Source organism: Pseudomonas sp. BN606 (genome assembly GCF_029873115.1).
Lineage (GTDB): Bacteria > Pseudomonadota > Gammaproteobacteria > Pseudomonadales > Pseudomonadaceae > Metapseudomonas.
The window spans coordinates 138,201-157,602 of the sequence record NZ_SSOF01000072.1; the positions used below are offsets into that span (position 1 = coordinate 138,201).

The 19,402-nt window shown below is 61.2% G+C and carries 16 protein-coding genes and 4 tRNA genes; 11 read left to right on the forward strand and 9 right to left on the reverse strand.

Features of this window, described 5'->3' with window-relative positions:
• The 5 genes from tig to E8E75_RS14625 all read right to left on the reverse strand — a co-directional run bounded on the left by tig (position 1) and on the right by E8E75_RS14625 (position 2,079).
• The gene (gene tig / locus E8E75_RS14605; RefSeq protein ID WP_120650284.1) at positions 1-1,311 is read right to left on the reverse strand and encodes a trigger factor; all 1,311 of its coding nucleotides are present in this window, start codon (positions 1,309-1,311) and stop codon (positions 1-3) included.
• A 244-nt stretch (positions 1,312-1,555) separates the two neighbouring features.
• Positions 1,556-1,631 (reverse strand) — tRNA-His (locus E8E75_RS14610).
• A gap of 119 nt (positions 1,632-1,750) precedes the next feature.
• A tRNA-Leu gene (locus tag E8E75_RS14615) sits at positions 1,751-1,835 on the reverse strand.
• A gap of 57 nt (positions 1,836-1,892) precedes the next feature.
• Positions 1,893-1,968, reverse strand: a tRNA-His gene (locus E8E75_RS14620).
• 34 nt (positions 1,969-2,002) lie between these two features.
• A tRNA-Arg gene (locus E8E75_RS14625) sits at positions 2,003-2,079 on the reverse strand.
• A gap of 263 nt (positions 2,080-2,342) precedes the next feature.
• Between E8E75_RS14625 and folD the strand changes: the two genes are divergently transcribed.
• Positions 2,343-3,197: a bifunctional methylenetetrahydrofolate dehydrogenase/methenyltetrahydrofolate cyclohydrolase FolD gene (gene folD, locus E8E75_RS14630; RefSeq protein WP_153917178.1), complete on the forward strand. Its 855-nt coding sequence runs from the start codon at positions 2,343-2,345 to the stop codon at positions 3,195-3,197.
• A 58-nt stretch (positions 3,198-3,255) separates the two neighbouring features.
• Here folD and cysS read toward each other — a convergent pair whose 3' ends face one another.
• Together cysS and E8E75_RS14640 are read right to left on the reverse strand one after the other, a co-directional pair.
• Complete coding sequence (cysS, locus tag E8E75_RS14635; protein ID WP_153917180.1) at positions 3,256-4,641, reverse strand: cysteine--tRNA ligase; 1,386 nt, start codon at positions 4,639-4,641, stop codon at positions 3,256-3,258.
• Positions 4,641-6,308, reverse strand: a complete 1,668-nt coding sequence (locus tag E8E75_RS14640; protein ID WP_120650279.1) for a glutamine--tRNA ligase/YqeY domain fusion protein — start codon at positions 6,306-6,308, stop codon at positions 4,641-4,643. The genes cysS and E8E75_RS14640 overlap by 1 nt, the downstream gene beginning before the upstream one ends.
• A gap of 122 nt (positions 6,309-6,430) precedes the next feature.
• On the opposite strand from E8E75_RS14640, the gene E8E75_RS14645 reads away from it, so the two are divergent.
• Positions 6,431-6,925, forward strand: coding sequence for a peptidylprolyl isomerase (locus E8E75_RS14645; RefSeq protein ID WP_120650278.1), 495 nt, complete (start codon positions 6,431-6,433; stop codon positions 6,923-6,925).
• Complete coding sequence (gene lpxH, locus E8E75_RS14650; RefSeq protein WP_120650276.1) at positions 6,922-7,644, forward strand: UDP-2,3-diacylglucosamine diphosphatase; 723 nt, start codon at positions 6,922-6,924, stop codon at positions 7,642-7,644. The genes E8E75_RS14645 and lpxH overlap by 4 nt, the downstream gene beginning before the upstream one ends.
• Before the next feature lie 52 nt (positions 7,645-7,696).
• Here the strand turns inward: lpxH and miaE are convergent, their stop codons facing one another.
• Positions 7,697-8,299 (reverse strand): tRNA isopentenyl-2-thiomethyl-A-37 hydroxylase MiaE, encoded by a 603-nt coding sequence (gene miaE, locus E8E75_RS14655; protein WP_120650274.1) that lies wholly within the window; start codon positions 8,297-8,299, stop codon positions 7,697-7,699.
• 172 nt (positions 8,300-8,471) lie between these two features.
• Here miaE and E8E75_RS14660 point away from each other — a divergent pair, with 172 nt between their 5' ends.
• Complete coding sequence (locus E8E75_RS14660; protein ID WP_120650272.1) at positions 8,472-9,335, forward strand: universal stress protein; 864 nt, start codon at positions 8,472-8,474, stop codon at positions 9,333-9,335.
• Between the two features lie 41 nt (positions 9,336-9,376).
• On the opposite strand, the gene E8E75_RS14665 is transcribed toward E8E75_RS14660, so the two are convergent.
• The gene (locus E8E75_RS14665) at positions 9,377-9,853 is read right to left on the reverse strand and encodes a DUF1289 domain-containing protein (RefSeq protein WP_153917233.1); all 477 of its coding nucleotides are present in this window, start codon (positions 9,851-9,853) and stop codon (positions 9,377-9,379) included.
• A 401-nt stretch (positions 9,854-10,254) separates the two neighbouring features.
• On the opposite strand from E8E75_RS14665, the gene acnB reads away from it, so the two are divergent.
• The 7 genes from acnB (at position 10,255) to E8E75_RS14700 (ending at position 19,209) form a co-directional block, all read left to right on the forward strand.
• Complete coding sequence (gene acnB / locus E8E75_RS14670; protein ID WP_120655168.1) at positions 10,255-12,864, forward strand: bifunctional aconitate hydratase 2/2-methylisocitrate dehydratase; 2,610 nt, start codon at positions 10,255-10,257, stop codon at positions 12,862-12,864.
• A 154-nt stretch (positions 12,865-13,018) separates the two neighbouring features.
• Positions 13,019-13,228 (forward strand): YgdI/YgdR family lipoprotein, encoded by a 210-nt coding sequence (locus E8E75_RS14675; protein WP_120650270.1) that lies wholly within the window; start codon positions 13,019-13,021, stop codon positions 13,226-13,228.
• A gap of 191 nt (positions 13,229-13,419) precedes the next feature.
• The gene (locus tag E8E75_RS14680; RefSeq protein ID WP_153917185.1) at positions 13,420-14,640 is read left to right on the forward strand and encodes a CmpA/NrtA family ABC transporter substrate-binding protein; all 1,221 of its coding nucleotides are present in this window, start codon (positions 13,420-13,422) and stop codon (positions 14,638-14,640) included.
• A gap of 14 nt (positions 14,641-14,654) precedes the next feature.
• Positions 14,655-15,233, forward strand: coding sequence for an ANTAR domain-containing response regulator (locus E8E75_RS14685; RefSeq protein WP_120650266.1), 579 nt, complete (start codon positions 14,655-14,657; stop codon positions 15,231-15,233).
• Positions 15,234-15,331: 98 nt separating this feature from the next.
• Entirely contained in the window at positions 15,332-16,684 is a 1,353-nt protein-coding gene (locus E8E75_RS14690; RefSeq protein WP_153917187.1) for a pyridoxal-dependent decarboxylase, read from the forward strand.
• Positions 16,685-16,842: 158 nt separating this feature from the next.
• Positions 16,843-18,087: an alanine transaminase gene (gene alaC, locus E8E75_RS14695; RefSeq protein ID WP_120650262.1), complete on the forward strand. Its 1,245-nt coding sequence runs from the start codon at positions 16,843-16,845 to the stop codon at positions 18,085-18,087.
• A 462-nt stretch (positions 18,088-18,549) separates the two neighbouring features.
• Positions 18,550-19,209 carry a hypothetical protein gene (locus tag E8E75_RS14700; protein WP_120650260.1) on the forward strand — a complete coding sequence of 220 codons (660 nt, stop codon included), beginning with the start codon at positions 18,550-18,552 and terminating at the stop codon, positions 19,207-19,209.
• Positions 19,210-19,402: the final 193 nt, after the last annotated feature.

A 19,402-nucleotide genomic window follows, 5' to 3' on the forward strand; every position in this document is an offset into this window, starting at 1 on the left:
TCAGTCGGCTTGCGGAGCTTCTGCCGGCTTGACTGCCTCTTCGTAGGAAACCGCTTTATCGGTAACGTTGGCCTTCTGCAGGACAGTATCTACAACTTGTTCTTCCAGCACAACAGAACGGACTTCGTTCAGCTGCTGGTCGTTCTTGTAGTACCAGGCCACGACTTGTTCCGGCTCCTGGTAAGCGGAAGCCATCTCTTCGATCAGCTCACGCACGCGGGCTTCGTCAGGCTTCAGCTCGAACTGCTTGACCACTTCAGCGACGATCAGACCCAGCACGACACGACGTTTGGCTTGCTCTTCGAACAGCTCAGCCGGCAGTTGCTCAGGGTTGATATTGCCACCGAACTGCTGAACAGCCTGCACGCGCAGACGGTTGACTTCGTTACCGATCAGGGCCTTCGGAACCTCAACCGGGTTGGCAGCCAGCAGGCCGTCCATTACCTGGTTCTTCACCTTGGACTTGGTGGCCTGACGCAGTTCACGCTCCATGTTCTTGCGAACTTCGGTGCGGAAGCCTTCCAGGCCGCCTTCCTTGATGCCGAACAGGGAGAAGAACTCGTCGTTCAGCTCCGGCAGCTGGGGAGCGGAAACGCTGTTGACGGTCACGGTGAACTCGGCGGTCTTACCGGCCAGGTCCAGGTTCTGGTAATCAGCCGGGAAAGTCGGGTTGATCACGCGCTCTTCGCCAGCCTTGACGCCAACCAAAGCCTCTTCGAAGCCCGGGATCATGCGGCCGGAACCCAGCACCAGCGGGGTGCCCTTGGCAGTACCGCCAGCGAAGGCTTCGCCATCGATCTTGCCAACGAAGTCGATATTCAGCTGGTCGCCATTCTCGGCAGCGCGCTCAACAGCCTCGAAACGGGTGTTCTGCTTGCGCAGCACGTCCAGCATGTTGTCGACGTCAGAGTCGCCAACTTCAGCCTGCAGGCGCTCGATGGCGATACCTTCGAAGCCGGCAACCTGGAATTCGGGGAATACTTCGAAGGTAGCGATGTATTCCAGGTCCTTGCCCTTCTCGAACACTTTCGGCTCGACGGCCGGAGCGCCAGCCGGGTTCAGCTTCTGCTCAACCACAGCTTCATAGAAGGAGGACTGGATCAAATCGCCCAGAACTTCCTGACGAGCGGAATCTTCGAAGCGCTGGCGAATGACGCTCATCGGCACCTTGCCCGGGCGGAAACCGGCAACTTTGGCGCGGCGGGCAGTCTGCTGCAGGCGCTTGGTCACTTCGTCCTCGACGCGCTCGGCCGGCACGCCGATGGTCATGCGGCGCTCAAGAGCGGAGGTGCTTTCTACAGAAACTTGCATGGATATTCCTCGTTGCACAGACATTAGCCGGCCGTTCCGGCCCCAGAATCAAGGGCATGCATTCTAGTGGGTCGATTTACAGAAGTCACCCAGCAGAAACAGCCGGCAAAAGGAAGGGATAGAAGAAACAGAAATCAGGATGCTTCGCTGACAGGCAACGACTCGAACTCCCTGCCGCGACGGGACGCACCGCACGGCCCGGAAATGAAAACGCCAGGCATTGAGCCTGGCGCCTTCATGAATATGGGGTGGACGATGGGAATCGAACCCACGACACCAGGAGCCACAATCCTGTGCTCTACCAACTGAGCTACGCCCACCATATTACCTATTCACCGATTTTCATCGGCAACGGAGGTCCACTGGGACCAACCCGTTCAACAACCAGAATCGTCAAGAACCAGCGGATCATCCGCCATTCAGCACGACTCGAACATCATGGTGCGGACGGAGAGACTCGAACTCTCACGCCTTGCGGCGCTGGAACCTAAATCCAGTGTGTCTACCAATTCCACCACGTCCGCTAGAGGCAACGCTTGAAACGAAAACGCCAGGCGCGCGGCCTGGCGTTCTCTCGAATATGGGGTGGACGATGGGAATCGAACCCACGACACCAGGAGCCACAATCCTGTGCTCTACCAACTGAGCTACGCCCACCATATTACGCATTGCTTGTGCCAAATGTGCCAAATGGCACGCCCGGCAGGACTCGAACCTGCGACCATCCGCTTAGAAGGCGGATGCTCTATCCAGCTGAGCTACGGGCGCTTAAATCTGCGAGCAGACTATAAAGCTTTGGCTTGAGCTGAATCACCTGGATCCACCCTTGCCATCTTACCCAGCGACAGGCTGTGCTCGACAAGCGGGGCGCATGTTATAGCCAGCCCCACACCTCGTCAACAGGAAAATTGAAAAAAATCAGAAAGATAAAGGGCTTACGGGAAAATGCTGACCAGCCGCCTTTGCCCGCCCGCCCCTCCATGCGAGAATACGCGCCCTTTTTAGCCCTTCCCGATGGTTAATCTAGCGTCATGACCGCACAACTGATCGACGGCAAAACGATCGCCGCCCGCCTCCGCCAGCAGATAGCCCAACGTGTCGCCGAGCGTCGCCAGCAGGGACTTCGCGTTCCCGGTCTCGCCGTGATCCTGGTCGGCAGCGATCCCGCCTCCCAGGTCTACGTCGCACATAAGCGCAAGGACTGCGAGGAAGTCGGCTTTCTCTCCGAAGCGCATGACCTTCCCGCCAGCACCAGCCAGGCCGAACTCCTGGCGCTGATCGACCGCCTCAATGAAGACCCGGCCATTGACGGCATCCTGGTCCAGCTGCCGCTGCCGGAGCACCTGGATGCTTCGCAGCTGCTTGAGCGCATCCATCCCGACAAGGATGTAGATGGTTTCCACCCTTATAACGTCGGCCGCCTCGCGCAGCGCATCCCCCTGCTCCGCCCCTGCACCCCGAAGGGCATCATGACCCTGCTGGAGAGCACCGGCGCAAACCTCTATGGCATGAACGCGGTTGTCGTGGGCGCCTCCAACATCGTTGGCCGCCCCATGGCTCTGGAACTGCTGCTGGCCGGCTGCACCGTGACCGTCACCCATCGTTTCACCAAGGATCTGGCCGGACATGTGGGCAATGCGGACCTGGTGGTAGTGGCCGCTGGCAAGCCGGGCCTGGTCAAGGGCGAGTGGATCAAGCCCGGCGCCATCGTCATCGATGTCGGCATCAACCGCCAGGACGACGGCAAGCTGGTTGGCGACGTGGAATATGACGTAGCTGAACAGCGCGCCAGCTGGATCACTCCGGTTCCCGGCGGCGTCGGCCCCATGACTCGTGCATGCCTGCTGGAAAACACCCTCTACGCCGCTGAAACGCTCCACGCCTGAGGCGCAAACAGAAATAAGAAAGGCCGCTAAGTGCGGCCTTTTTTATTGGGCAATCAAACTAGTCAGCCAAGCGCCAGGTAGTGCCACCCTTGCCATCTTCCAGCACGACCCCCATGGCGGTCAGTTGGTCGCGGATACGGTCGGACTCAGCCCAATTCTTGTCGGAACGCGCCTGCAACCGCGCCTGAATCAGCGCCTCGACCTCAGCTGCATCCACTTTGCCTTCAGCACCTGCGCGCAAGAAGGCATCCGGCTCCAGCTGAAGCACACCGAGCAGGCCGGCCAATTCCTTGAGCCGCGCCGCCAGGGCAGCAGCAGCCTGAAGGTCGCCATCGCGCAGTCGATTGACCTCACGCACCATCTCGAAGAGCACCGCGCAGGCTTCCGGACTATTGAAGTCATCATCCATGGCTGCCGCGAAGCGCTCGACGAAAGTTTCACCGCCTGCCGGCGCGACATCAGGCAACCCCTTGAGGGCGTGATAGAAGCGCTCCAGAGCGCCCTTCGCTTCCTTGAGGCTCTCTTCGGAATAATTGATCGGACTACGGTAGTGGCTAGACACCAGCAGATAGCGAACCACCTCAGGGTGATATTTCTCCAGCACCTCGCGAATGGTGAAGAAGTTGCCCAGCGACTTGGACATCTTCTCGCCATCGACACGTACCGCGCCGGCATGCATCCAGGACTTGGCGTAAAGCTTGCCGGTGGCCGCTTCGCTCTGCGCAATCTCGTTCTCATGGTGCGGGAACACGAGGTCCGGACCACCACCATGGATGTCGAATGTCTCGCCAAGACAGCAAGTGGACATTACCGAGCACTCGATGTGCCACCCCGGACGACCCGCCCCCCAAGGCGACGCCCAGCTCGGCTCACCCGGCTTGGCGCCTTTCCAGAGCACGAAGTCCAGCGGGTCTTCCTTGATTTCGTCCACTTCGATACGCGCACCGATCTTCAGCTCATCGATCTTGCGCCGTGACAACTTCCCGTAGCCTTCGAACTTGCCGACGCGGTAGTACACGTCGCCGTTGCCTGGCGCGTAAGCGAAACCCTTGTCGATGAGGGTCTGGATCATCTCGTGCATACCGGCGATGTGGCCAGTGGCGCGCGGCTCAATATCCGGACGCAGCACAGAGAGACGCGCCTCATCCTCATGCATCGCCGCAATCATGCGATCCACCAGAGCCTCGAACGGCTCGCCATTCTCGTTGGCGCGACGGATGATCTTGTCGTCGATGTCGGTGATGTTGCGTACGTAGGTGAGATCGTAGCCACGATGGCGCAACCAGCGCGCAACCACGTCGAATGCGACCATCACACGGGCATGGCCAATGTGGCAGAAGTCATAGACGGTCATGCCGCAGACATACATGCGCACCTGGTTGCCGACCAGCGGCTGCAATGGCTCCTTGGCCTTGCTGAGGGTGTTGTAGATCGACAGCGCCATCATTGCCCCCAGGAATCGCGCAGGGTCACGGTGCGGTTGAACACCGGCTTACCGGGCCGAGTCTCTTTCAGGTCGGCAACGAAGTAGCCTTCGCGCTCGAACTGGAAGCGATCCTCCGGCTGCGCATTAGCCAGGGAAGGCTCGGCACGGCAACCACTGAGTACCCGCAGGGAATCTGGATTGATGTTGTCGAGGAAACTGCCACCTTCTTCCGACTTCTCCGGGTTCGCCGAACGGAACAGACGGTCATACAGGCGCACTTCGCACTCGACGCTGCCTTCGGCCGGCACCCAATGGATGACGCCCTTGACCTTGCGCCCCTCGGGGTTCTTGCCCAGGGTCTCCGGGTCGTAGGAACAGCGCAGCTCGACGATGTTGCCATCGGAGTCCTTGACGGCTTCGTCAGCACGGATCACGTAGCTGCCACGCAGACGTACTTCACCGCCCGGGATCAGGCGCTTGTAGCCGGCCGGCGGGACTTCTTCGAAGTCTCCAGCATCGATGTACAGCTCGCGGCCGAACGGCAGGACGCGTACGCCCATGTCTTCCTTTGGATGGCGCGGCAGTTCGAGGCTTTCGGCCTGGCCTTCCGGATAGTTGGTAATGACCACTTTCAGAGGCTTCAGCACGCACATGGCACGCGGCGCAGTGGCATCCAGATGGTCGCGAATGCTGAATTCCAGCATGCCGATATCGACCACACCGCTGGCACGGTTCACGCCGATCATTTCGCAGAAATTGCGGATCGATTCTGGGGTATAGCCCCGGCGACGATATCCGGACAGGGTCGACATGCGCGGGTCGTCCCAGCCGTTTACATGACCTTCATCCACCAACTGTTTCAGCTTGCGCTTGCTGGTAATGGTGTAGTTCAGGTTCAGACGCGAGAACTCGTACTGGCGCGGCTGGGCCGGGACCGACAGGTTCTCCAGGAACCATTCGTAGAGCGGGCGGTGATCCTCGAACTCCAGGGTGCAGATGGAGTGAGTGATGCCCTCGATGGCGTCCGACTGGCCATGAGTGAAGTCATAGCTCGGGTAAATGCACCACTTGTCACCGGTCTGGTGGTGATGGGCATGACGGATGCGATAGAGGATCGGATCACGCAGATTCATGTTCGGCGAAGTCATATCGATCTTTGCGCGCAGCGAACGGGTGCCGTCCGGGAATTCGCCGGCCTTCATGCGAGCGAACAGGTCCAGGTTTTCGTCCACTGAGCGGTCGCGGAACGGGCTGTTCCTACCGGCTTCGGTCAGACTGCCGCGGTACTCGCGCATTTCTTCCGGCGACAGGTCGCAGACAAAGGCCTTGCCGGCCTTGATCAGATCGACAGCCCAGTCATGCAACTGGTCGAAATAGTTGGACGCGTAACGCTCCTCGCCGGCCCATTGGAAGCCCAGCCACTTCACATCGCTTTCGATGGCGTCGATGTACTCCTGGTCTTCCTTCGCGGGGTTGGTGTCGTCGAAGCGCAGATGGCAGTCACCACCGAATTCCTTGGCCAGGCCGAAGTTCAGGCAGATCGACTTGGCATGACCAATATGCAGGTAGCCGTTGGGCTCCGGCGGGAAGCGGGTGACGATCTTGGTGTGCTTGCCGGCATCCAGGTCCGCCTGGACGATCTGGCGCAGGAAGTTGGAAGCGGCGGGAGTCTCTGGCTTGCTCATGGGGTCCTTACATCTAGCTGGTGCGCGGCTCAGGGTAGGCCGGCCAAATCAAAGCGCTTATCATAGCCGAAGCTGTCAATCCCCTGACAGGCCTTGGATTTCTCGATAGAGCGAATAGCCAAATGATCAAGCTGCACACCAACCACGGCGTCATCACCCTGCAACTCTTCGAAGACAAAGCCCCGGAAACCGTGGCCAACTTCAAGGAGTACGTGAAGTCCGGCCACTACGACGGCACCGTCTTCCACCGCGTAATCGGCAACTTCATGATCCAGGGCGGCGGCTTCGAGCCGGGCATGAAGCAGAAGTCCACCCGCGCCCCGATCAAGAACGAGGCCAACAATGGCCTGTCCAACAAGGTCGGCACCATTGCCATGGCCCGCACCATGGAGCCTCACTCGGCCTCCGCCCAGTTCTTCATCAACGTTGCCGACAACACCTTCCTCAACCACAGCGCGCCGACCGTGCAAGGCTGGGGCTACGCCGTGTTCGGTGAAGTCGTGGAAGGCATGGACGTGGTGAACAAGATCAAGGGCGTGGCCACCACCATGAAGGCTGGCCACCAGGACGTCCCGGTCGATGACGTGATCATCGAGAAGGCCGAGATCGCCGAGTGATATTGCTGATCTCCGATCTGCATCTCGAAGAGGAACGCCCGGACATCACCCGGGCGTTTCTTCATTTTCTGCAGACCCGCGCACCGCAAGCCGAAGCCCTCTACATCCTCGGCGACTTCTTCGAAGCCTGGATCGGTGACGATGCGATGACGCCCTTTCAGCGCTCCATCGCCCAGGCCCTGCGCAAACTCGCCGACAGTGGAACACGCATCTTCCTCATGCACGGCAACCGCGACTTCATGATCGGCAGCGCCTTCTGCCGCGAAGCCGGCTGCACCCTGCTGAAGGACCCGAGCCTGGTGCAGATGAATGGCGAGCCGGTGCTGCTGATGCACGGCGACAGCCTGTGCACCCAGGATGAGGCCTACATGCGCCTGCGCAAGTGGCTGCGCAACCCCGTTAGCCTGTTCATCCTGCGCAACCTGCCCTTGGCGACGCGCTACAAGCTGGCACGCAAGCTGCGCAAGGAAAGCCGCATGCAGACGCGGCAGAAAGCCGTGGAAATCACCGACGTCACCGCAGAAGAAGTTCCACGCATGCTTCGCCAATTCGACGCAAGGATCCTGATTCACGGCCATACGCATCGCCCCGCCACTCACGACCTGGAACTGGATGGCCACCCCGCTCGGCGCATCGTCCTCGGCGACTGGGACCGGCAAGGCTGGGCCCTTCAGGTGGATGAGAGCGGTTTCCGGCAGACCCCGTTTAGCCTGGACTGACCCCCGCGTCCAATAAAAAAGCGCCCCTCGAGGGCGCTCTTGCGTTGCCGCTTCAGACCGGTACGCCGCTATGGAAACGAAACTCCTCGTCGGGCGACTCGATCAGCTCTTGCTCGGCCACTCGCACCTTCTCGATGCAGTGATCCACATCCCGCGCCTCGCCGTATAGATAGGCCAGCTTGAGGTAGCCCTGATAGTGGCGAGACTCACTTTTCAGCAATCCGCCATAGAACTTCGACAGCTCTTCATCAAGATGCGGCACCAGCGCCTCGAAACGCTCGCACGAGCGCGCTTCGATGTAAGCCCCCACCACTAGCGTATCCACCAGTTTCTGCGGCTCATGCGCGCGCACGAGCTTGCGCAGGCCGGACGCGTAGCGCGACGCCGACACGGGCTTCAGGTCGATCTTGCGGCGCTTCATGATGCGCAGCACCTGCTCGTGGTGCACCAGCTCCTCACGGGCCAGGCGAGACATGAAATTGATCAAATCCAACCGGGTGGCGTACTTGGCCATCAGCGCCATGGCCGTGGACGCTGCCTTGAACTCGTTGTTCTTATGGTCGATCAGCAGGGTTTCCTGATCGGCCAGTGCGGCCGCCACCCAGGCATCGGGGGTGCGGCAACCAAGGAAGTCATGGATCTCAGGCGGGTTCACAAGCGGTTCTCATCGTGCTGGGGCCACGCTGGCCGGGCTCTCGAAGGCGGAGCATTATACGAATGCCGGAAGCGACGACCAGCCTGGGCCGTTTGATATATGTCAAGAACGCCAAAGCGGAATCGGGACTACATTTGTTTTGGCTATATGCCATCGACAGGGAGATAGGACCATGCAAGCCATTCGCAGCATTCTGGTGGTATTGGAGCCGGACCGGCCGGAGGGCCTTGCCCTGAAACGGGCAAAACTGATCGCCGGAGTGACTCAGTCGCACCTGCACCTGCTGATCTGCGACCGCAAGGGCGACCATGCCGACTATCTCAGCGACCTCGCCGAATCGCTCAAGGCTGAAGGCTATAGCGCCAGCACACAGCAAAGCTGGCTGGACAACCAGCACCACACCATCATCGCTGCGCAGCAGGCGGAAGGCTGCGGCCTGGTCATCAAGCAGCACGTGCCGGACAACCCGCTGAAAAAGGCCCTGCTCACACCGGACGACTGGAAGCTCCTGCGCTTCTGCCCGGGGCCGGTATTGATGGTAAAGACTGACAAGCCCTGGACCGGCGGCAACATCCTGGCTGCAGTGGACGTGGGCAACAGCGACGGCGAGCACCGCACCCTGCACGCCACCATCGTCAGTCACGGCTACGACATCGCCAGCCTGGCGCACGGCACCTTACATGTGATCAGCGCCCACCCGTCACCCATGCTCTCGGCAGCAGACCCCACCTTCCAGCTCAAGGAAACCATCGAGGCGCGTTACCGCGACGAATGCCGTGCATTCCAGGCTGAATACGACGTCAGCGATGAGCGGTTGCACATCGAGGAAGGTCCGGCAGACGTATTGATTCCCCACGTCGCCCACAAGCTCGAAGCCGTGGTCACTGTGATAGGTACTGTCGCTCGCTCCGGCTTGTCCGGTGCACTGATCGGCAATACTGCCGAAGTCGTGCTGGATACCCTGGAAAGCGATGTCCTGGTCCTCAAACCCGACGCGATCATCGCCCACCTGGAGGAACTGGTCGCACAGCGCTGATTCGAGCCACTAGAAAAAGCCGCCTGATGGCGGCTTTTTCTTCAGACACGACTCTCGACGCCCTCTTGCAGGAAACGTGGAGCGATATAGCGCTCGTAGTGCGCCTCGGACAGCAGGAAAAATTCCCGATCAATGGCTTCCCGCAACTCTGGCAATGCCCAGTCGCGAAACTCAGGAAGCAACGAGATGCCGTAGGCGTCGAGGCGGTTGATCATCCGCGAGGCTCGCGCGATCAGTTGGTACGCCCAGCAGTAAGGGGACTGCTCGGGTACGAAACGCACCTGGCGCTGCTCCAGTTGGTGCCGCAGGCGTTCCGGGTCGAACACCTCCAACTTGGCCGCCATCACCTGCACTAGCAGGATCTCCAGGCGCCGCCAGACCGCGCGCTTCTCTTCCTCGTTGTAGAGGTTCCAGTTCACCACCTCATGATGGAAACGCTTGCAGCCGCGGCACACATGATCGCCATAGACGGTTGAACAGAGGCCGACGCAAGGCGTCTTGATGCGCTGGTTGGACATGGTGGAGGCGGATTCGGCAGGTGACACGGGCCGGCCATCTTAGCCCTTTGTCTAATCAGGGTCACGCGCGGGTAAATAGGGATTTCGTCTTAACTTTGCCGCGCCTTTCCATTAGAATCAGCCCGCCATTTTAGGCGCCGATATCCGTTGGAAGCTGTTTTCAAAGCGTCACGAGCACAGTCGATCCGGCAGGAAATAATGGCGCCGGGCATCCCGCCCGGGATGTCCGCCGCCAGCCCTCATCAGGCCTTCCTTCCGGCGTAAAACTTTGAAAACAGCTTCTCGATGGAGGCCGCCGAAACCTTGGCCAGACAGCCCAAAAAGCTGTGCGGCGCATGCGTTCGGCGGATTCCTGGATGAGCGCCCTGGACTACTCCAGGGCCACTGATGAGGGTAAAACTGTGCTTGAAGCCTATCGCAAACACGTAGAAGAGCGTGCCGCCCAAGGGGTCGTGCCCCAGCCGCTGAACGCCGAACAAACTGCAGGCCTGGTCGAGCTGCTGAAAAATCCCCCGGCTGGCGAAGAGGCTTTCCTCCTCGACCTGATCACCAACCGTGTTCCGCCGGGTGTGGATGAAGCCGCCTACGTCAAAGCAGGTTTCCTCTCCGCTATCGCCAAGGGCGAAGCCACTTCTCCGCTAATCAGCAAGGCCCGCGCCACTGAGCTGCTGGGCACCATGCAGGGCGGCTATAACATCGCCACCCTGGTCGAACTGCTGGACGATGCCGAACTGTCCGCCGTCGCCGCCGAGCAACTGAAGCACACCCTGCTGATGTTCGACGCCTTCCACGACGTCGCCGAGCGCGCCAAGAAAGGCAACGCCAACGCCCAGGCCGTGCTGAAGTCCTGGGCCGAAGGTGAGTGGTTCCAGGCCAAGCCGGCCGTCGCCGAGAAAGTCACCCTGACCGTGTTCAAGGTGCCTGGCGAAACCAACACCGACGACCTGTCGCCCGCTCCGGACGCCTGGTCCCGCCCCGACATCCCGCTGCATGCCCTGGCCATGCTGAAAATGGCTCGTGACGGCATCGAGCCGATCCAGCCGGGCTCCGTTGGTCCGCTGAACCAGATCGAAGCCGTCAAGGCCAAGGGTTTCCCGGTTGCCTACGTCGGTGACGTGGTCGGTACCGGCTCCTCCCGTAAGTCCGCCACCAACTCGGTACTGTGGTTCTTCGGCGACGACATTCCGTTCGTTCCGAACAAGCGCGCTGGCGGCTTCTGCTTCGGCACCAAGATCGCCCCGATCTTCTACAACACCATGGAAGACGCCGGCGCCCTGCCGATCGAATTCGACTGCACCAACCTGGCCATGGGCGACGTGATCGACGTCTACCCCTATGAAGGCAAGGTCGTTCGCCACGACAGCGGCGAAGTAGTCACCACCTTCGAACTGAAGACCCCGGTCCTGCTGGACGAAGTTCGCGCCGGCGGCCGTATTCCGCTGATCATCGGCCGCGGCCTGACCGAGAAGGCCCGTGCCGAGCTGGGCCTGGGTGCGTCCGACCTGTTCAAGAAGCCGGAGTCCCCCGCCGACAGCGGCAAGGGCTTCACCCTGGCCCAGAAGATGGTTGGCCGTGCCTGCGGTCTGCCGGAAGGCAAAGGCGTCCGTCCGGGCACCTACTGCGAGCCGAAGATGACCACCGTCGGCTCCCAGGACACCACTGGCCCGATGACCCGCGACGAGCTGAAAGACCTCGCCTGCCTCGGCTTCTCCGCCGACCTGGTAATGCAGTCGTTCTGCCACACCGCCGCGTATCCGAAGCCCATCGACGTCAACACCCACCACACTCTGCCGGACTTCATCAAGACCCGCGGCGGCGTGTCCCTGCGTCCGGGCGACGGCATCATCCACAGCTGGCTGAACCGCATGCTGCTGCCTGACACCGTTGGCACCGGTGGCGATTCCCACACCCGCTTCCCGATCGGCATCTCCTTCCCGGCCGGTTCCGGCCTGGTGGCCTTCGCCGCCGCCACCGGCGTCATGCCGCTGGACATGCCGGAATCCGTTCTGGTGCGTTTCAAAGGCAAGATGCAGCCCGGTATCACCCTGCGTGACCTGGTGCATGCCATCCCCTACTACGCCATCCAGGCTGGTCTGCTGACCGTCGAGAAGAAAGGCAAGAAGAACATCTTCTCCGGCCGCATCCTCGAAATCGAAGGTCTGAACGACCTGACCGTCGAGCAAGCTTTCGAGCTGTCCGACGCTTCCGCCGAACGTTCCGCCGCCGGTTGCACCATCAAGCTGCCGGAAGATGCGATCGCCGAGTACCTGAAGTCCAACATCACCCTGCTGCGCTGGATGATCGGTGAAGGCTACGGCGACGCCCGTACCCTGGAGCGCCGCGCGAAGGCGATGGAAGCCTGGCTGGCCAACCCGCAACTGCTGGAAGCCGACAAGGACGCCGAATACGCCGCCGTAATCGAAATCGACCTGGCCGACGTCAAGGAGCCTGTGCTCTGCGCGCCGAACGACCCGGACGATGCCCGCCTGCTGTCCACCGTGGCTGGCGACAAGATCGACGAAGTGTTCATCGGTTCCTGCATGACCAACATCGGCCACTTCCGCGCTGCCGGTAAGCTGCTCGACAAGGTCAAGGGCGGCATCCCGACCCGTCTGTGGCTGGCTCCGCCGACCAAGATGGACCAGCACCAGTTGACCGAGGAAGGCTACTACGGCATCTACGGCAAGGCCGGCGCACGCATGGAAATGCCGGGCTGCTCCCTGTGCATGGGCAACCAGGCTCGCGTACAGACTGGCGCCACCGTAGTCTCCACCTCCACCCGTAACTTCCCGAACCGCCTGGGCGACGCCACCAACGTCTACCTGGCCTCCGCCGAGCTGGCGGCCGTTGCCTCGATCCTGGGCAAACTGCCGACCGTCGAGGAGTACATGGAATACGCGAAGAACATCGACAGCATGGCTGCCGATATCTACCGCTACCTGTCCTTCGACCAGATCGCCGAGTACAAGGAAGCCGCTGCAAACGCCAAGATTCCGGTGGTCCAGGCCTAAGGCCCCATCGGTAGCTCGGCAATGAGAAAGCCCCGCCCCGTGCGGGGTTTTTTCTTTTCCGGAGGCTGCCAGGCCGTTCGCCGTCAGGCCAACTTGCAGCCTCCCTGCCAGCAGCTATGTTCCAAGTATCAGCCCCCACGACTTGGATGCCGCCATGAAAACCTGGTCCTTGATACTCATCTGCGCCCTTGGCTTGGCAGGCTGCTCCAGCGAATACCTGATCGCCACAACCGACGGCCAGCTCATCGCCACCGATGAGAAGCCTGAACTGGATGAAGACACCGGCATGCTCGAATTCGAGGACCACGAAGGTCGAACCCAGCAGATTCCGCAGAGCCAGGTGAAGCAGATCATCGAACGTTAAGCTAGCTCCAACCTCCAACCCTGGCCCCGCTCTCGCGGGGCTAGTTTTTATTGCCGCTGGCATATCGCTTGCTTCAGCAGCTTCAACGAAGCCTGCTCCAACGACGGAGCGGGCTGCTGACAATGGCGTCGATTCCGGCCGGCCCCGGCTGCTCCGGATCGGCGCCATTTTGCTGATAGGTGGCCACCACAATGACGGATAAGCAGAACACCACGCGTACGGACAACCTGGCCTGGGTCGCAGGCAGCGATGCACCGGAGAAGTGCATGCTCAGCCTTGGCTTCATGCCCCTGACCGACTCGGCATCCCTGATAGTCGCGGCCACCCAGGGGTTCGCCCAGCCCTACGGGCTGACTCTCGAACTGCAGCGCCAGTCGTCCTGGGCAACCCTGCGTGACAAGCTGCTGTCCGGTGAGCTGGATGCAGCGCAAGCCCTTTATGGGCAGATCTATGGGATCGAACTCGGTATTGGTGGTCCTAGCGCGGAAATGGCCATTCTCATGGGACTCTGCCAGAACGGGCAGGCGATCAACCTGTCTGAACCACTCAAGCGCATCGGTGTGACCAATTCCGAGGCACTAGCCCATCACGTGCACCAGAGCGGAGCGCGCCTGACCTTCGCCCAGACGTTTCCCACCGGCACCCACGCCATGTGGTTGAACTACTGGCTCGCCGCCCAGGGCATCCACCCGTTACGCGACGTCGACACAGTTGTCGTGCCGCCTTCGCAGATGGTCGCCCACCTCAAGGCCGCCCGAATCGATGGCTTCTGCGCAGGCGGCCCCTGGGGTGCATTGGCCGTAGACCAGGGCCAGGGGTTCACTCTCGCTACCAGCCAGATGATCTGGCCTGACCACCCAGAGAAGGTGCTTGGCGTAACTCGCGAATTTGCCGAGCAGTACCCCAACACTGCACGCGCGCTGACCATGGCCGTGCTGGAAGCCAGCCGCTTCATCGATGCCAGCCTGGAAAACCGCCGCAGCACCGCTCAGTTGATCAGTGGCAGCGACTACGTGGACGTCCCCCTGTCTGCCATCGAGCCGCGCTTCCTTGGCCATTACCAGGATGGCCTCGGCAATGTCTGGGAGGACGAGCACCCGCTGCGTTTCCACGCAGAAGGCAAGGTGAACATGCCCTACCTCTCCGACGGCATCTGGTTCATGACCCAGTTCCGCCGCTGGGGCCTGCTGCGGGACGACCCGGACTACCTGGCCGTTGCCCGACGCGTACAGCGTCTGGACATTTATCGCGAGGCGGCCGAAGCCCTCGACGTCCCGCTTCCAGACCTCATGCGCAGCGCCACCCTGATTGACGGTCGCACCTGGGACGGCAGCGACCCCGCCGGCTACGCCCGCAGTTTCCCGATCCACTCCCTGGCCGGCAACTCCCGCGCCATCGCCTGTAGCCGTTAGGGAAGACCGCCGCCATGCTGCGTATTCTGCTGATCAACGACACTGCGAAGAAAGTCGGCCGACTCAAGGCCGCCCTGATCGAAGCCGGCTTCGACGTCATCGACGAATCCGGCCTGACCATCGACCTGCCAGGGCGAGTCGAGGCCATCCGCCCGGATGTGGTCCTCATCGACACCGAGTCCCCGGGCCGCGACGTAATGGAACAGGTGGTACTGGTCAGTCGCGACCAGCCCCGCCCCATTGTCATGTTCACCGACGAGCACGACCCGAAGGTCATGCGCCAGGCCATTCAGGCCGGCGTCAGCGCGTACATCGTCGAAGGCATCCAGGTCGACCGCCTGCAGCCCATCCTCGATGTCGCCATGGCGCGCTTCGAAAGCGACCAGGCCCTGCGCGCCCAGCTCAACGCCCGTGACCAGCAACTGGCCGAGCGCAAGCGCATCGAACTGGCGAAGGGGCTGCTGATGAAAATGAAGAACTGCAACGAGGAAGAGGCTTACACCCTGATGCGCCGCCAGGCCATGAGCCGGCAGCAGAAGCTGATCCAGGTAGCCGAACAGATCATTGCGATGCACGACATGCTGGGTCATTGAAGTCCGAACCCAACACAACTGTATGCCGTCAGGTGTATCTGCTGGCTTTCGCGCGGTCCCGCTAAGGTAAGGAGCCCCCTCCTGCCAGCGAGACCGCCATGGACACTGAACGCCAGATTCTCGAAGACGCCGACCGCCGCGCCCTCGCCTACGTGGATGGCATACCCGGGCGCCGAGTCTTCCCTTCCCCGGAAGCCATCCAGGCGCTGGCAGCCTTCGACGGACCATTGCCGGAGCGGGGTCGCCCGGCCGCCGAGGTGCTGCACCAGCTCGATGAACTGGGCTCCCCCGCCACCACCGCGTCCAATGGCGGTCGCTACTTCGGCTTCGTCATCGGCGCAACCCTGCCGGCCGCGGCGGCCGCCGAGCGCCTGGCGCTGGCCTGGGATCAGTGCGCGTCCTCCTTCGACAACTCGCCGGCCGCCGATCGCATCGAAAAAGTGGCCGCACGCTGGGTCCTGGAAAGTCTTGGCCTGCCTACCAGCAGTGCGGTCGGCTTTGGCACCAGCGCCACCGCCTGCACCCTCGCCTGCTTGTCCGCGGCCCGTCGCGCACTTCTGCAGCGCAAGGGCTGGGACTTCGACGGCGACGGCCTGATGGGGGCACCGGAGGTACGCGTGGTGGTCTCCGCCAATGTGCACATCACCGTGAAGAAAGCCCTGCGCATATTGGGGTTCGGCATGAACCGTCTGCTGGTGGCACCCACCGACGAGTTCGGCCGCATCGATCCGGGGCGCTTGCCGCCACTGGATGACATGACTGTCCTCTGCCTGCAGGCCGGCGAGGTCAATACGGGCGAGTTCGATCCTTTCGCCGAACTGATTCCCCGCGCCCGCGCCGCCGGCGCCTGGGTGCATGTCGATGGCGCTTTCGGCCTCTGGGTCCGCGCTTCGTCCCATGCCCAACTGGCCAACGGCGTGGAGCATGCCGACAGCTGGACCTGCGACGGCCACAAGTGGCTGAACACACCCTACGACGGAGCCATGGCCATCTGCCGTGACGCCGACGCGCTGAGCATCGCCATGAACAGTGATGCTGCCTATGCCAGTGCCTCGCGAGATGCGCAGAAGAACCTGACCCTGGAGTTCTCCCGCCGCGCCCGCGGTGTGCCCGTCTGGGCCGCCCTCGCCTCCCTCGGTCGCGATGGCCTGGCCAGCATGATCGATCGCCACATGCGCCAGGCCGAAAACCTTGCCGAGCGCCTGCGTGCGGCCGGCTATCAGGTACTCAATCGCGTGGCACTGAACCAAGTGCTCGTGCGCGCCGACAGCGACGAAGAAACGATCGCCATCCGCAGCGCGGCCCAGGCTTCGGGCGAAGTCTGGTTCGGCCCCACGCTCTGGCAGGGCCGTCCGGCCTTCCGCCTCAGCATCTCGTCCTGGCGCACCACCGATGACGACATCGAGCACTTGGCTACCCTTCTCGCAGGCCTGAAGGGCATTTCCCGCTGACGACTCACTCAGCCGCACTCCAGATTCCCGGAGGTGCGGCTACCTGCACGAAACTCCCCTCGACAACCGCCCTGCGAAGCCCTTATCTTCGCCGCCAGGCCACCGCAGTGGCCGACGTCGCTCGGACGGTTCCGGGCGCTTACGTATCCGAGGAAAGCATGGCTGACCAGCGTTCACCGCGCCGTTTTGCGCGCATCGATCGTCTCCCCCCCTACGTCTTCAACATCACCGCCGAACTCAAGATGGCTGCACGCCGTCGCGGCGAAGACATCATCGACCTCTCCATGGGCAACCCCGACGGCGCCACCCCGCCGCACATCGTGGAAAAGCTCGTGCAGGTCGCCCAGCGTGAAGACACCCACGGATACTCCACTTCCCGCGGCATTCCCCGCCTGCGCCGAGCCATCTCGCGCTGGTACAAGGACCGCTACGACGTGGAGATCGATCCCGAATCCGAAGCCATCGTCACCATCGGCTCCAAGGAAGGCCTGGCGCACCTGATGCTCGCCACCCTTGACCATGGCGACACGGTACTGGTGCCCAACCCCAGCTATCCGATCCACATTTACGGTGCCGTGATCGCCGGCGCCCAGGTGCGCTCGGTTCCCCTGGTGCCCGGCGTGGACTTCTTCGCCGAGCTGGAACGGGCGATTCGCGAGAGCATTCCGAAGCCGAAGATGATGATCATCGGCTTCCCCTCCAACCCCACCGCCCAATGCGTGGAGCTGGACTTCTTCGAACGCGTGGTGGCCCTGGCCAAGCAGTATGACGTCCTGGTGGTGCATGACCTGGCCTATGCCGACATCGTCTATGACGGCTGGAAGGCACCTTCGATCATGCAGGTGCCTGGCGCCAAGGACATCGCGGTCGAGTTCTTCACACTGTCCAAGAGCTACAACATGGCGGGCTGGCGGATCGGCTTCATGGTCGGCAACCCGGAACTGGTCAGTGCCCTGGCGCGGATCAAGAGCTATCACGACTACGGCACCTTCACCCCACTGCAGGTGGCCGCCATCGCCGCCCTGGAAGGTGATCAGCAGTGCGTGCGCGATATCGCCGAGCAGTACCGTCAGCGCCGTAACGTATTGGTGAAAGGCCTGCACGAGATCGGCTGGATGGTGGAGAACCCGAAAGCCTCGATGTACGTCTGGGCCAAGATTCCCGAGCCTTATGCCTCCATGGGGTCGCTGGAGTTCTCCAAGAAGCTCCTGGCGGACGCCAAGGTCTGCGTATCCCCGGGCCTGGGCTTCGGCGACTACGGCGATGACCATGTGCGCTTTGCCCTGATCGAGAACCAGGACCGGATCCGCCAGGCCGTTCGCGGCATCAAGGGCATGTTCCGCGCCGACGGACACCTTGAACCCTCGACTCCGCCCAAGTCCCGGAAGGCCAGCAAGGCCTGACGCACGAAAGCGTCCCCTGGTCACAGGGGACGCTCCCTCCTCTGAACTTTCCCCAAACGCCCACCCGGCAAGGTTTCCTCGCCTTTTCAAGCGCTTGGCACACCTCCCCAAGTACAACCGCTCGTCGGCTTTCAGATCGCTTTTTGAACAAAATCAGGGTTCTACCACTCTGATGAAAGCCTAAGTGCATCGCGCCACTTTTGAACCATGGTCGGTCATCGGCGCGCATGTCTTTTTCCCCTTGAGTCCGGAGCGATTCCAAATGCACAAGTTCACGTGCAGGAGGATTCTCTGTCTCAAAAAAGGAGGAATGCCTATGAAGACATGAACAAAACTAGAGATGCATTAACAACCTGACCAACCACTCAAAAGTCCTTAGAGGCTAACGAGTAATTTAAACAATATATCGGTGCCCTTACTGCATCAGCACACCAACTTACTTTGTAAAACAAGAGGTCAACCATGGAGCTGTATCATCTAATTACCTCCCTGTTCAAACAGGAAGCAACCATGGAATTAATGCGCATGGGTGTTGTTTATGCCCACCTGATCGCCTGCTGCGTGGCAATCGGCCTGGTCCTGACCAGCGATTACGCCATGATCAAGCAGATGATCACCGGCGAAGACAACGCGGCCCATAGCGACAAAACCCATCTTGATACTCTGAAGAAAACTGTACTGCTTGCACTTGCGGCACTCTGGGTAACAGGGATAGGTATCGTACTGCTGGACTACTCTGTCAAAGGCGCGGTGTACTTCCTCAACCCCAAACTCCAGGCCAAGATCCTGGTCGTAACTTTGCTGACCGTAAACGGTTTCCTGCTGCACAGCGCTGTATTGCCTGCCATCAAGAAGGCCGGCACGCTGGTCAAGATGGAAACCAACGCCCGCACCCTCGCGGTGTTCTCGGGCGTCGTCTCCGGAGTCTCCTGGTTCTACGGAGCCATGCTGGGCATCGCTCGTCCGCTCAGCTGGAAATACTCCCTTGGCGAAATCATGTTCGCTTACCCGCTGTTCATCTGCCTTGGCTTCGTCGCGATGACGCTGCTGGTGAAGTGGGCAAGCAACAGAGATGAGAACCTCGCTCCTTCCGGAGTGAAACCCGCACTCGCCTCGCTGTAAGAGATGGCTGGGCAAGGATGCCCAGTTTCAAACAAGAGTTTTAACGGATAACACTCGGATAAACTTCACCCTAAACTTCCAATCAGCACTTCGAGCACCTCGAGCAATTCCTCTCGCCGACTCATCACGAACAGGCACTAAAGTCCAAATCCCCTCCCTTGTTGACCCGATCCGGAACTTTTCTACCTTCCGC